Below are 15,213 nucleotides of genomic sequence, written 5' to 3' on the forward strand. Positions count from 1 at the left end.
TATTAAACCCTTACATTTTATGAAATTAAAATTTCTACTATTTGTATTCCTGGCAGGCGCCCAGCTTCAGGCCCAGGAGTACTTCCCCAAAAATGATGGCGTAAAGACCACAAAAACCGGTACTACCGTTTTTAAAAACGCCAGAATTCATGTAAACCCTACCACTATTATTGACAATGGGATGTTTGCTATAAAAGATGGCAAGATCAGCGCTGTGGGAAAAAATATTTCAGTGCCGGCCAACAGCCAGACCATAGACCTGAAAGGCAAAGAAGTTTATCCTTCCTTTATTGATCTATACAGCGAGTTTGGTGTTGAAAAACCAAAAGCTGCAGGCAATGGCAACGGCCAGCCACAATACGATGCGAGCAGAGAAGGCTATTACTGGAATGACCATATTCGTCCCGATAATGATCCGCTATCGGCTTTTAGCTTTGATAAGGATAAAGCCGGAAAACTGCATAAAGCTGGGTTTGGAGTGGTGAACACTCACCTTGCCGATGGAATTATCCGTGGGAACGGTATGCTGATCGCTCTAAATCCTGATGGAAGTGACGGTGACCGAATCCTTAAACAACGTTCTGCTCAATATTTGTCATTCGATAAAAGTGCAACTTCCAGGCAGTCCTACCCTACTTCAAAGATGGGTGCGATGGCGCTTATTCGCCAGGCCTATTTGGATGCTGAATGGTATGCAAAAGGAAAAGCAGAGAACAAGGATCTTGCTTTAGAAGCTCTGAACCGCAATAAAAATTTGTTGCAGATCTTCGCTACCGACAACCTTCTGGATGAACTCAGAGCCGATAAAATTGGTGATGAATTCGGGATTCAATACACCATTTTGGGAAGCGGATTTGAATATGAAAACCTTGATGAAATCAAGGAGAGCGATGCCACCTATATTGTACCATTGGAATTCCCTGATGCCTATGATGTGGAAGACCCATTTATGGCTTCAAAGGTAAGTCTGCACGATATGAAACGCTGGAACCAGGCGCCGGCCAACTTGAAAATGCTGGCAGAAAACAATGTTCCTTTTACTCTAACCACCGAGGGAATAGATGCCGAGAAAGATTTCAGAAAAAATCTTTTGAAAGCTGTGGAATATGGACTTAGCCAGGAAGATGCGCTAGCCGCCTTAACCACCGTTCCTGCCGGATTGCTTGGCGAGGAAAATAACCTTGGAACTATTAAAGAAGGTGCCTGGGCGAATTTTATAATTACTTCGGGTGACTTTTTCGATAAAGAGACCACGCTTTATGAGAACTGGGTTCAGGGAAAAAGATCGGTTCTTGAAAATATGAATGTCACCAACATTAAAGGTGATTATGACTTGGCTGTAGACGGGAATTCCTATGAAGTGAAGATTACCGGGGAGCCAGCTAAGCCTAAAGCAGAAGTGAAAATGGGTGAAACAAAAATAGGTTCAAAACTAAGTTTTGTTGACAACTGGATGAACCTGTTGCTCTCTTCTCCAGATACCACTAAAACCGAATTCATCAGATTGGTGGCAAATGTACCTTCAGAAACCGACAAAATTTCAGGAAAAGCTATTCTTGCCAATGGGAATGAAACCTCGTTCACGGCTACCAAAAAAGACACTGAAGCCACTTCCGAAGAAAAAAAGGATGAAGCTAAAGAAACCCCTGAAGTAAAACCGGTAAGCTTTCCGAATAATGCCTACGGCTTTACTGAGAAACCAAAACAGGAAGATATACTCTTCACCAATGCTACGGTATGGACCAATGAGGAGGAAGGAATCCTGGAAAACACCGATGTTCTTGTGAAGAACGGAAAGATCTCCAGAATTGGCCAGAATCTTAATGCCGGCGGTGCGAAGGTGGTTGACGCTACAGGAAAACACCTTACCTCGGGGATTATAGATGAACACACGCATATTGCAGCCTCTGCCATCAATGAGGCCGGGCATAATTCTTCTGCAGAAGTTTCTATGGAAGACGTGGTAGACCCTACTGACATCAATATTTATCGAAACCTGGCCGGGGGAGTTACTACGGCCCAGCTGTTGCACGGTTCGGCTAATCCTATTGGAGGACGTTCAGCGATATTGAGGCTTAAATGGGGAGAATCTGCTGAAGATATAATCTTTGAGGATTCACCTAAGTTCATCAAGTTCGCACTGGGAGAAAACGTAAAACAATCTAACTGGGGCAGCCGCTCCAGATTCCCACAATCGCGAATGGGAGTGGAACAGGTTTTCACCGATTACTTCACACGCGCCCGTGAGTACGAACAAAACAAGAAAAACGATAAGGACTACAGGAAGGATCTTGAGATGGAAACCATCGTGGAGATCCTCAATATGGACCGTTATGTTTCAGCGCACTCGTATGTGCAAAGCGAGATAAATATGCTGATGAAAGTTGCTGAAAACTTCGATTTCAACATCAATACTTTCACTCACATTCTGGAAGGATACAAATTAGCCGATAAGATGAAAGAACACGGTGCCGGCGGTTCCACTTTCTCTGATTGGTGGGCTTATAAATACGAGGTTAACGACGCGATTCCGTTTAACGCGCCAATAATGCACAGCCAGGGAATCACCGTTGCCATTAACAGTGACGATGCAGAGATGAGCCGTAGATTGAACCAGGAAGCAGCCAAAAGCGTAAAATACGGAGGAGTTTCTGAAGAAGATGCCTGGAAATTCGTCACCCTTAACCCTGCGAAATTGCTTCATATCGATGATAAGGTAGGAAGCATAAAGACAGGCAAGGATGCCGATCTGGTATTATGGAGCGACCATCCGCTTTCGGTTTATGCTAAGCCTGAAAAGACACTTATCCAGGGGACAGTTTATTTTGATATTGAAAGAGACGAAGAATTACGCGAAAGGATTTCAGAAGAAAGAAATGAACTAATTACCCAGATGCTGAAAGCTAAGAACAACGGCGTAAAAACCCAGCCGGTAACCAAAAAGGAAGAACAACACATTCACTGTGACTTCCTTGAAGAAATCCACTAAAATTAAAAGACAATGAGAATTACATATATATTCATATTCGTATTTATCTGTTCTTTGGGAACAGGGCTGGCACAACAAACCCCTGCCCCAAAACAAAACAATACCATTAGCATTGTGGGCGCAACCGCCCATATCGGGAATGGTCAGGTAATAGAAAACAGTATCCTTACTTTTGAGGAAGGCAAAATCACAGCTATTGGCGCTTCAGGAGATGTTGATCCCTCGGGAGAAATAATCAATGCTGAAGGAAAACACCTATACCCCGGATTTATCGCTGCTAATGCAACTTTAGGTCTGGTGGAAATATCTGCCGTTCGTGCTACCGATGATGAAGATGAAATTGGAACAATGCTGCCACACATTCGCAGTCTTATCGCCTATAATGCCGAAAGTAAACTAATAGAATCTATGCGCCCTAACGGAGTTTTAATGGGCCAGATCGTACCGCGTGGCGGAAGGATCTCGGGTACTTCCTCCATCATGCAATTTGATGCCTGGAACTGGGAAGATGCGGTAGTAAAAGAAGATGACGCGCTCCATATCAACTGGCCGGGAAGTTTTTCCCGAGGTCGCTGGTGGGCTGGTGAAGATCCCGGAATAAAACCCAATGAAGAATACCAGCAACACCTTAGAGGTTTGACAGAGTTTTTTAATTCTTCCCGCGCATATCTTGGCGGTGATCGAAAAATAAAGAACCTGCCCTACCTGGCTATGGAAAGCGTTTTTGACGGAGATAAAAAGGTCTTCGTTCATGTAGACGGAGAACGGGAGATTCAGGATGTGATCCAGTTTAAAAAAGACCAGAACCTGGATGAGCTTGTTATCGTAGGTGGTTATGAGGCTCATAAAATAAGCGATCAATTAAAGGAAAATAATATCTCTGTATTGGTTACCCGCGCCCATAGTACCCCGGATAATGAAGACGATGATTATGATCTTCCATACAAATTGGCTAAGCTGCTTCATAATGAAGGTGTTTTGGTTGGTTTGCAAAGCAGCGGCAGTATGGAGAGAATGAACACAAGAAACCTCCCCTTCTATGCAGGAACTACCGTAGCCTATGGGATGGATAAAGAAGAGGCTCTTTCCCTTATCACTTCTAATGTTGCCAAGATTCTAGGAATAGACGAGTTCGCTGGCAGCCTGGAGGAAGGTAAGGACGCGACTTTGTTCATCAGTGAAGGCGATGCCCTTGATATGCGCGGTAACATCCTGGACAAAGCCTTTATCCAGGGGCGGGAATTAAGCCTGAAGAGTCATCAAACCGAACTCTACGAGCGTTACAAAGAAAAATACGAGAGTCAGAGCGAATAATTCCGACATATAATTTTAGAGATTAAAGCTCCCGCAAATTCGGGAGCTTTTTCATTTGCTATTATTCAAATCTGATTAATTTTACCCTATGTACAAGCAAATAAGCAGTTCACAGAATAAAGAGATCAAGCATCTGCACCAGCTTCAGGAAAAATCCCGCCTACGCCGCAAAGAAGGCGTGTTTTTAGTTGAAGGTGTCAGGGAAACCGGCCTTGCTATCAAAGGAGGTTTTAAGCTGAAAAACATTTTCTTTTGCGAAGAACTTTTTTCAGTAGAAAAACTGGAAGATTTAATATCCGACCTGAATGAAAAACCGGAAATAACCGAATTGTCTTCTGAAGTTTATGAAAAACTGGCTTATCGCGGAAGTACGGAGGGCCTATTGGCATTATTTGAAAGTCGGGAGAATAGTTTGAGTGAATTAAAAATTCAATCGGAAAATCCACTCATTCTGGTTACTGAGGCCCCTGAAAAACCCGGGAATATTGGCGCGCTTTTACGCACGGCAGATGCCGCGGGTCTTGACGGAGTAATTATTGCGAATCCAAAAACCGATCTATTTAACCCCAACATCATCCGTTCCAGTGTGGGTTGTGTTTTTACCACTCCTATCGCCACAGGTAGTACAGAAGAAATCATTGATTTCTTAAAACAAAAGAATATTAAAATTTATGCCGCGGCGCTTCAGGCGTCTAAGGAATATACAAAAGTAGATTATGCCGGATCTTCAGCTATTGTGGTAGGAACAGAGGCTACCGGACTCGGGGATTCCTGGCTGGAAAATTCAGAAGAAAACATCATAATCCCGATGGGTGGCGAAATAGACTCTATGAATGTTTCAGTTGCGGCCGGAATTCTTATTTTTGAGGCAAAGAGACAGCGATCTCTTCAACAATAATTTCCAAAATTAAAGCACTTGAATCCTGAAACTCTATATTATATCATCATTGCGATAATCGTCCTGGATTTTCTTGTCGACAAAATTCTGGACAGCCTGAACGCAAAACATTTTGATGACCCGGTACCCCGGGAACTGGACGACGTTTACGATGAAGAAGCTTATCAAAAATCACAACGCTATAAAAAAGAGCGTTACCGTTTTGGTATTATCACTTCCTCTTTCACCCTGGTGCTTACTTTGGGCTTCATTATTTTGGGTGGTTTCCCCTGGGTTGATGGCATTGCAAGAAGCATAAGTGATAACCCGATTGTGATTGCGCTTATTTTCTTCGGGATAATTATGCTGGGAAGCGATATCCTTACCACCCCTTTTTCCTGGTACAGCACTTTTGTAATTGAAGAAAAATATGGCTTTAATAAAACCACTAAAAAAACTTTCTGGCTTGATAAATTAAAGGGCTGGTTAATGATGATAATTATTGGCGGTGGTATCCTGGCTGCGATTGTATGTTTCTACGAATTCGCCGGAAATGATTTCTGGTGGTACACCTGGATAGTGGTTGCCCTGTTTGCCGTATTCATGAATATGTTCTATGCCAGACTTATCGTTCCTATCTTTAATAAGCAAACTCCACTTGAAGAAGGCTCTCTTCGGAATAAGATAGAAAGCTATGCCAAAAGTGTAGGTTTTAAACTGGACAATATTTTTGTGATAGATGGTTCCAAAAGAAGCACCAAGGCGAATGCCTATTTTTCGGGATTTGGAAGGGAAAAACGAATTACTTTATTTGATACCCTGATAAACGATCTCGAGGAAGAAGAGATTGTAGCGGTGCTGGCTCACGAAGTTGGGCATTATAAGAAAAAACACATCATAGTTAACCTGTTAGTTTCTGTGCTTACAACGGGGTTTACACTTTGGCTTTTGTCTTTATTCGTAGATAGTCCTGTTTTATCTCAGGCTTTAGGGGTGGAGATTCCGTCTTTTCACGTGGGACTCGTCGCTTTTGGAATCCTGTACAGTCCAATTTCAGAAATTACCGGATTGCTAATGAACCTGATCTCGAGAAAATTTGAATACCAGGCCGATGATTTTGCACGGGAAACCTATTCGGCGCAACCGCTTATTTCAGGTCTAAAAAAGTTGTCGGGAAACAATTTGAGCAATCTCACCCCGCACGAAACTTATGTTTTCGTACATTACTCACATCCCCCACTCCTGCAGCGATACAGAAATTTAACCGGGGCCTGATTTTTGTTTCATATAAATCTTAATCGTATATTCAGGCTATGACAGAAGCAGCTTTAGAAAAAGAAAACAAACAAATTGCCAGGCAATATAAAGAGCTCCTGCGCATTAGTTACCGTAGCTTAAGCAATGAAGATAAAAAACAGATTAGGAAGGCTTTTGATATTTCGGTAGAGGCGCACAAAGATCAGCGTCGAAAATCGGGAGAGGCCTATATTTTCCATCCTATTGCCGTGGCAAAGATCGTGGCTTCAGAGATAGGATTAGATGCTACTTCTATTGTCGCTGCCCTGTTGCATGATGTTGTAGAAGACACCAAATACACACTGGAAGAGATACAGGAAATGTTTGGGGAGACCGTAGCTAAAATTGTTGATGGGCTTACCAAGATCTCCAGCCTAAAAAAAGATAAAGATGTGTCGCAGCAGGCTGAAAACTTCAGAAAAATGCTGCTTACCCTTAACGATGATGTAAGGGTGATTATCATCAAGATCGCAGACCGGCTTCACAATATGCAAACGATGGATGCGATGCGACCTGACAAACAGGAAAAAATCGCTTCGGAAACCCTTTACATCTATGCGCCCCTGGCCCACCGAATTGGTCTTTATAATATTAAAACAGAACTGGAGGATCTTGGATTAAAATATACCGAACCCGAGGTGTATAATGATATCCACACTAAAATAAAAGAAAGCAAAGAGGAACAAGACGCCTACATTAAAGAATTCTCCCGCGTCATTGAAGATTCTCTGAATCAGGAAGACCTGGAATATGAAATAAAGGGTAGACCAAAATCAATATATTCCATAAACCTTAAGATGAAGGCACAAAATGTATCTTTTGACGAGGTCTACGACAAATTTGCTATCAGAATTATTTACGATAGCGATCCTGCCAATGAAAAGTTCCTGGCCTGGAAAATCTATTCAATAGTTACAGATCATTTTCGCCCCAACCCTACCCGTTTGCGGGACTGGATATCTTCTCCCAAATCAACAGGTTACGAAGCCCTGCACATCACCGTTATGGGGCCAAAAGGCCGCTGGGTAGAGGTCCAAATAAGGAGTCGGCGGATGAATGAAATTGCAGAGAAAGGTTATGCGGCACACTACAAATACAAACAGGGAGATGTTCAGGATGACCACGGCATTGAAGAATGGCTGAATAAACTGCAGGAAGCCCTTGAAAATCCTGATGCGAATGCGGTGGATTTTGTAGAGCAATTCAAACTCAACCTATATTCCAAGGAGATCTTTGTCTTTACCCCGCAGGGAGACCTTAAATCCTTGCCCAAAGGTTCCACGCCGCTGGACTTCGCTTTCAGCATACACACTGAAATTGGTTTAAAAACCCGCGGTGCCAGGGTAAATAACAAACTGGTGCCTTTAAGTCACGAACTAAAAAGCGGAGATCAGGTAGAGATAATTACTTCAGAAAATGCCAAGCCCAATATCAACTGGTTAGATTATGCCACCACGGCAAGGGCCAGGGCTAAGATCAAATCATCTCTTAAAGAAGAAAAGAAAGAGATCGCCGAAGAAGGAAAGGCAATTTTGGCGAGAAAATTAAAGGCTCAGAAAATTCCGTTCAATGAGAAATCGGTGAATGAACTGGTGGTGTTTTTTAATTTAAAAACCAGTCTGGATCTGTTTTACCGTGTAGGGATTGGTAAGATAGACAACCAAAAACTTAAGGAATTTGCCAATTCCAGGAGTAATGCCCTGGTGAGCTATATTAAGCGTAAGATCAAGAAGCCTGTTATAGCTGAAGATCTCAATAAGGACGAGATTACAACCAAATATGATCAGTTGGTTTTTGGCCGGGAAGAAGATGAAACCCTTGAATACAAATTAGCCAATTGCTGCAACCCAATTCCGGGTGATAATGTATTTGGTTTTGTAACCGTAAACGACGGGATAAAAGTTCATAAAAAGGATTGCCCGAATGCCTTACAGCTTCAAAGCAATTATGCCTACAGGATCATTCCGGCTAAATGGATAGACTCCTCTCAGCAGGACTTCAAGGCTGTGATAAAACTTACCGGTTTGGATAATTTAGGTTTGGTCAGCGAAATAACACAGGAAATCTCCAGCAACCTGAATGTTAATATGAAGAAGATCAATTTTGAAAGTCTGGATGGGGTATTTAACGGAAGAATTACCCTGGTGGTAAAAAATAATTCTATTCTGAATAAGATCATCGACCGGCTTAAAAAAATTAACGGCATAGACAAGGTTAGCCGTGAATAATCCAATACCTTTGTAACCAAATTATGAGCAAAAAAGTTGTAAATAAAAACGATCAGGCTGTCGTAAAAAATGTCTTTACGAAATTCCTGGAGGAAAAGGGCCATCGTAAAACTCCTGAGCGCTTTGCGATTTTGCACGAGATATATAACAACGAAGATCATTTTGATATCGAATCCTTGTATATCAAGATGAAAAATAAAAAGTACCGGGTTAGCCGTGCTACGCTTTATAATACTATAGAATTGCTACTGGATTGTGGGTTGGTTAGAAAACACCAGTTTGGTCAAAACCAGGCCCAATATGAAAAATCTTATTTCGACAGGCAGCACGATCATATTATACTTACCGATACCGGAGAGGTTATAGAATTTTGTGATCCTCGTATCCAATCTATAAAACAAACCATAGAAGAGGTTTTTGATATAGAAATTAAAAAACATTCTTTATACTTTTACGGCAACAAAAAAACAACCACTTAACCTAATATTTCAATGGCGGTAGATTTACTACTCGGTCTCCAATGGGGAGACGAAGGCAAAGGAAAAATTGTTGATGTTCTTACCTCAGATTACGAGATTATAGCCCGGTTTCAGGGAGGCCCAAACGCAGGTCATACTCTTGAGTTCGATGGTCAAAAACACGTTTTACACACTATACCATCGGGAATATTTCACGAAAAAACCATCAACCTGATTGGAAACGGAGTAGTGATAGACCCGGTTATTTTTAAAAAGGAGCTGGAGAACCTGCAGAAACACAATATCGATTATAAATCGAAACTTTTTATTTCCAGAAAAGCCCACTTAATTCTACCAACCCACCGTTTGCTTGATGCGGCTTCTGAAGCTTCAAAAGGAAAAGCGAAGATAGGTTCCACTCTCAAGGGAATTGGTCCTACTTATATGGACAAGACCGGTAGAAACGGAATTCGTGTGGGAGACCTGGAACTGGAGAACTGGAAAGATAAATACCGTGCGCTTGCAGATAAGCACGAAAAGATGATTCAATTCTACGATGTAAACGTACAGTATAATCTCGCTGAACTTGAACAGGAGTTCTATGATGCCGTAGATACCTTAAAGGAACTTCAGTTTATAGATAGTGAAGCTTTTTTACACCAGGCCCAGAAAGAAGGAAAAACTATCCTTGCTGAAGGTGCCCAGGGTTCTTTGCTCGATATCGATTTTGGAACATATCCGTTTGTAACTTCCTCTACTACTACTGCTGCCGGAGCCTGTACAGGTTTAGGAGTAGCTCCCAATCAAATTGGGGAAGCCTACGGGATTTTTAAGGCTTATACCACCCGTGTTGGTAGTGGACCCTTTCCCACTGAACTCTTTGATGAGGACGGCGAAACTATGGGCCGGGTAGGAAATGAATTCGGTGCTACCACCGGAAGAGCCCGAAGATGTGGCTGGCTGGACCTTGTTGCTCTTAAATATGCTGTGCAGATTAACGGCATCACCCAACTGATAATGATGAAAGGAGATGTTCTAAGTGGATTTGAAAAGCTGAAGGTTTGTACCGCATACAATTATAAAGGAGAAAAGATTAAGCATTTACCATACAATATTGAAGCTGAGAATATAACTCCGGTTTATACAGAACTTAAAGGTTGGGCAGCCGATCTTACCGGAATGACCAAAGCCTCAGAACTTCCAAAGGAATTTAATGATTATGTGGAATATCTTGAAAAAGTACTCCAGGTGCCTATAAAAGTGGTGTCTGTGGGACCAGACAGGAAACAAACTATTCTCAGGTAATTTGAAAATAACATTTTTTAAAGAAAGGCCGGTTAAAATTTAACCGGCCTCTTTTTTTGCTTCAAACCGGCGGAACCACGGCTTTTAGACGCAAGTTTTATAAATAACAGGAATTACAATCATTTCTTTCTATTTTCGTTATTTTTGATGAAAATTTCTTCAGCTTGAAAAACTTTTTCATTTATTTCTTTATCGCATTTCTTTCCGCAGGAACCCTCCATGCGCAGGAGGGCAGGAAGATCGATTATACCAGCGACCGGACCCTCAAGAACGAAGAACGTTATCCCGGGGCTATTATACTGGGAAAGGTTGAAAATCAGGTTTATTTTATTCACGAAGGAATCGAGATCTGGTGCGACCAGGCCATTCATTACGATCAGGATAACTTTTTTAAGGCCTACGGAAATGTAAGAATGCAGCAGGGTGATACCGTAAAGATGCAAAGCGATTATGCCGAGTATAACGGGAATACTCAGTTTGCCTTTGCCAGCGGAAAAGTAAAAATGGAGCGACCGCAAACCACCCTGGAGACCGACAGCCTCTTCTTTGACCGAAAAAAACAGCAGGCTTATTACCGGAGCGGTGGAAAAGTAACTGATACGGCAAGTGTACTTACCAGCAATATAGGCAGGTATTTTTTGGAAGAAGATAAATATTCTTTTGTTTCAGAGGTTGTTTTAACCAATCCGGAATATGTGATCAATTCAGAACAACTGGATTTTTATTCTGATAGTGGGCACGCATATCTCTATGGGCCTACTACAATAGAAAGTGAGACCAGCACGGTTTACTGCGAGCGTGGATTTTACGATACCCGGGGAGATACGGGTTATTTTGTGAAGAATTCACGCATAGACTATAACAACCGACGGGTGGAAGGTGATAGTTTGTTCTTTAACCGAAATACCAACTTTGCTTCAGCTACCAATAATATTAAAGTCACCGATACCATTAATAAAAGTCTCGTAACCGGCCATTATGCCGAGGTTTTCCGGGACAGGGATTCGGTATTTATTACCAAGAGAGCGGTTGCCGCCTCGGTACAGGATAACGACTCGCTTTTTATCCACGGTGATACTATTATGATTACCGGGAAGGCCGATCACCGTGTTATTAGAGGCTACTACGATGTAAGGCTGTTTAAAAGCGATATGAGTGGAAAGAGTGACTCCATCTACACCGACCAGGCTACGGGACTCACAAAATTGATTAATATTAGCGAAGGCCCGGTCACTTCCATCACTGCGAGGCGTAGCCCGATTTTATGGTCGGGAGAAAGCCAGATGACGGGAGACACTATTCACTTACAAAGCAATGTAGAAACCGAAAAACTGGATTCTCTGCGGGTTTTTAATAATGCGTTTTTAATTCAGAAAGATTCGATTAAAGGTTATAACCAGGTGAAGGGCCAGGATTTGGTGGGACTTTTTGAAGATAATGAACTTTTCCAGGTAGACATCAATAAAAATACTGAAACACTCTATTACAGCAGGAACAGTGAACAGGAGCTCATAGGGATCAATAAAACCCTTTCGAGTTCCATCAGGATCCTGATGAACGAAAGGCAAATAGACGATATTTATTATTATCAGAATGTAGATGGCACTTTGACTCCTGAAGAGGATTTTCCGATTAATGCACGGCAGCTGACAGGTTTCAACTGGCGGGGTGAAGAACGTCTGCTAAGCAAGGAAGATCTATTCAAAGGAAAGCCTGCTCCAAAATTAACCCCCATAAGAGGAATTCCATTGCCTGAGGAGGCTGAGGAGTTCTTTGAAGAGCGAGAAGAAGATGACCTACTGCTAAATGAGAATTCCAGGTTAAGGCCGGAAGATCTTCAAAATAAAAAAGATACCACCGCTACGGATCAGGATAGTTTAAGACTACCTGAAAGATTTCAGGATAAAGAAACAGATTCCGCAACCACCAGACGGGACAGCATTCCTGCGCCCGATTACAAGAAAAAAGAAGAGGAATTACTGGAAGAATTAAAGGAACAAAATCAGCAAGAGGAAGAAGGAGGAGAAGATAATTGAAAGAAGATTTTTTAAAATACCAGGCGCAAACCACGCCACATCCATTGGCCCTGGAAGTCTCTCATGCCAAAGGTTCTTATATCTACACTACCGATGGGTTAAAACATCTGGATTTTGTTGCCGGGGTATCTGCCTGTAGTTTGGGGCATTGCCATCCCCGGGTTGTAGAAGCCATAAAAGAACAGGCTGAAAAATATCTGCATGTGATGGTTTACGGGGAATACGCCCAAAAACCCGCCGTGGAACTCACCAAATTGCTGGCTCAACATTTCCCCGGATCGTTGGAGAAAACCTATTTAACCAACTCGGGTACCGAAGCTATTGAAGGTTCTCTAAAACTTGCCCGCAGGTTTACCGGCCGCACACAGATTCTTGCTGCGAAAAATGCTTACCATGGAAATACGATGGGCTCTTTAAGCCTTATGGATTATGAAGAACGACAAAAACCTTTCCGGCCACTGCTGGGAGATATAGGTTTTATCAGTTTTAATTCTGAAGCAGATCTTGGAAAAATTACAGAGAAAACTGCCGCGGTTATCGTAGAAACCATACAAGGCGGTGCAGGCATTATACTTCCAAAAGATAATTATTTGAAAAAGCTGAAGGAGCGTTGCAATGAAGTTGGTGCCTTATTGATCCTGGATGAGATTCAGCCGGGATTTGGACGTACCGGCAAACTTTTCGGTTTTGAGAATTTTGATGTGGTTCCCGATATCGTGGCTATGGGTAAAGGCATGGGGGGCGGAATGCCGATTGGAGCCTTTTCAGCTTCTTCAGAAATTATGGATAGCCTGAGCGATAATCCAAAAATGGGACACATTACCACCTTTGGAGGACATCCGGTAATAGCAGCGGCAGCCCTGGCCACTTTAAAAGAAATCACCGAAACTGACCTTATGGCAGAGGCACTTGAGAAGGAAAAATTAATCAGGGAAACGCTGGTTCACCCGTTGATAAAGGAAATTCGCGGGATGGGACTTATGCTTGCCCTTATCCTTCCTTCAGAAGAAATCGTCAATGAAGTTATATTAAGATGTAAAGAGCAGCAACTTATTCTTTTCTGGCTATTGTTCGAGAAAAAGGCTATTAGGATCACTCCTCCGCTTACAATTTCAAAAGAAGAAACTTTGAAAGCTTGTGGCATTATTCTTGACATATTGGATGAGATTGATAATCAAGAAACAAACTGTTAATTAATTTGTTAACAACAATATAAAATTTAGGGATTTTTGCCAGTAATCATTTATAAATTTAGAATTGTAGAAATCCCGTAATTCCCTGTCTATGCAATTAAGTCATAACGACGAAAATAATTTCTCTCTTACCCGCTTCGAATCTATGTTAAAAACAAACGATGTTTTGTTTTTTGATTCCAACGAATTTGAGAACATTATAAACTACTACCTGGAAAACGGTAAAATAGCTCTGGCCAAAAAAGCCATTAAGCTTGGATTGGCGCAACACCCAAGTTCTACAAACCTGAAACTTTTTAAGGTGGAGATCCTTGTATTTGAAGATAAACTGGATCTTGCAGATGGATTGCTTAACGAGCTTCAGGACCTGGAATCTTCTAATGAGGAGATCTATATCCAGAAAGCCCAGATCTTTTCTAAAAGAGACGAACACCTAAAGGCCATACAGATGCTGGAAATGGCCCTGGAAAATACCCTTGATGAGGCCGAAGTATATTCGCTAATCGGGATGGAATACCTTTTCCTCGAGGATTTCGAAAACGCTAAGTATAGCTTTATGCAGTGTCTGGAAGCCGATGAAGAAGATTATTCTGCGCTTTATAATATTATGTACTGCTTCGACTTTCTTGATCAAAAAGAAGATGCTATTGATTACCTGAATATGTACCTGGACAAAAATCCATACTGCGAGGTAGCCTGGCACCAGGTGGGAAAACAATATTTTGACCTGAAAGATTATCAGAAAGCACTTTCGGCTTTTGATTTTGCGATAATAAGCGATGATAATTTTATTGGGGCCTACCTTGAAAAAGGAAAAGTGCTGGAGAAGCTTGGGCGTTATAATGAAGCCATAGAAAATTACAAAATAACCCTGGAACTGGACGACCCTACTTCCTTTGCTTATTTGCGTATTGGAAAAAGCTTTGAAAAACTAGGTTTAGATGAACTTGCTTTAAAGCATTACAAGCAATGCGTTCACGAAGATCCCTTGCTTGATAAAGGCTGGATCGCTATAACCGATTTTCACATCAGGACCAAAAACTTTCAGAAAGCGCTTTACTATATCAATAAAGCGATAAGTATCGACGAAGAGAATGTGCTTTACTGGAAGCGTTATGCAAAGATCAATAACAGGTTGAAATTTTATGAAGAAGCAGAAATTGGCTACAAAAAGAGCCTTGAACTGGGGAATTATGAATTGGAAACCTGGATAAAACGTTGTGATATCCTTACCGATCTGGGCGAATTTGAAATTGCGGTTAATAACCTGAATCAGGCGCTGGAGTTTCACCCTGATTCTGCCGAATTAGAATTCAGGCTTGCGGGTTTATATTTCAACCTGAACGAAGGCGATAAAGCTTATTATCACTTAAATAACGGTCTTAAAATTGATGCTGAATATTATATCATCATCGAAGAACTTTTCCCACAAATCTTTCAGCGTAAAAGCGTAAAAGAAATTATAAATTCCTTTATAAACCTCTCTTAGTTATTTTGCTAACTTTGGATGGAATTTA

At 41.7% G+C, this 15,213-nt stretch carries 10 protein-coding genes; all 10 read left to right on the forward strand.

The window, feature by feature from the left end; translation table 11 throughout:
- The first annotated feature begins 19 nt into the window (after nt 1–19).
- The 10 genes from BM266_RS12840 (at nt 20) to BM266_RS12885 (ending at nt 15,185) form a co-directional block, all read left to right on the forward strand.
- Nucleotides 20–2,989 carry an amidohydrolase family protein gene (locus BM266_RS12840; protein ID WP_093410408.1) on the forward strand — a complete coding sequence of 990 codons (2,970 nt, stop codon included), beginning with the start codon at nt 20–22 and terminating at the stop codon, nt 2,987–2,989.
- A 12-nt stretch (nt 2,990–3,001) separates the two neighbouring features.
- Complete coding sequence (locus BM266_RS12845) at nt 3,002–4,303, forward strand: amidohydrolase family protein (RefSeq protein WP_093410410.1); 1,302 nt, start codon at nt 3,002–3,004, stop codon at nt 4,301–4,303.
- Nucleotides 4,304–4,391: 88 nt separating this feature from the next.
- Nucleotides 4,392–5,201, forward strand: coding sequence for a TrmH family RNA methyltransferase (locus BM266_RS12850; RefSeq protein WP_093410412.1), 810 nt, complete (start codon nt 4,392–4,394; stop codon nt 5,199–5,201).
- Nucleotides 5,202–5,219: 18 nt separating this feature from the next.
- Complete coding sequence (locus BM266_RS12855; protein ID WP_093410414.1) at nt 5,220–6,455, forward strand: M48 family metallopeptidase; 1,236 nt, start codon at nt 5,220–5,222, stop codon at nt 6,453–6,455.
- A gap of 38 nt (nt 6,456–6,493) precedes the next feature.
- Nucleotides 6,494–8,704, forward strand: coding sequence for a RelA/SpoT family protein (locus BM266_RS12860; RefSeq protein WP_093410416.1), 2,211 nt, complete (start codon nt 6,494–6,496; stop codon nt 8,702–8,704).
- 23 nt (nt 8,705–8,727) lie between these two features.
- Nucleotides 8,728–9,183 carry a Fur family transcriptional regulator gene (locus BM266_RS12865; RefSeq protein WP_093410418.1) on the forward strand — a complete coding sequence of 152 codons (456 nt, stop codon included), beginning with the start codon at nt 8,728–8,730 and terminating at the stop codon, nt 9,181–9,183.
- 12 nt (nt 9,184–9,195) lie between these two features.
- A complete protein-coding gene (locus BM266_RS12870) occupies nt 9,196–10,467 on the forward strand; it encodes an adenylosuccinate synthase (protein WP_093410420.1) in 1,272 nt (423 codons plus the stop codon).
- A gap of 164 nt (nt 10,468–10,631) precedes the next feature.
- On the forward strand, nt 10,632–12,503 hold the full coding sequence (locus tag BM266_RS12875) for an OstA-like protein (protein ID WP_245760444.1): 1,872 nt from the start codon (nt 10,632–10,634) through the stop codon (nt 12,501–12,503).
- Nucleotides 12,500–13,696, forward strand: coding sequence for an aspartate aminotransferase family protein (locus BM266_RS12880; RefSeq protein WP_093410422.1), 1,197 nt, complete (start codon nt 12,500–12,502; stop codon nt 13,694–13,696). Before BM266_RS12875 ends, BM266_RS12880 begins: the two co-directional genes overlap by 4 nt.
- A gap of 91 nt (nt 13,697–13,787) precedes the next feature.
- Nucleotides 13,788–15,185 carry a tetratricopeptide repeat protein gene (locus BM266_RS12885; RefSeq protein ID WP_093410424.1) on the forward strand — a complete coding sequence of 466 codons (1,398 nt, stop codon included), beginning with the start codon at nt 13,788–13,790 and terminating at the stop codon, nt 15,183–15,185.
- Nucleotides 15,186–15,213 lie beyond the last annotated feature (28 nt).

This window comes from Salegentibacter flavus (assembly GCF_900115145.1).
Lineage (GTDB): Bacteria > Bacteroidota > Bacteroidia > Flavobacteriales > Flavobacteriaceae > Salegentibacter > Salegentibacter flavus.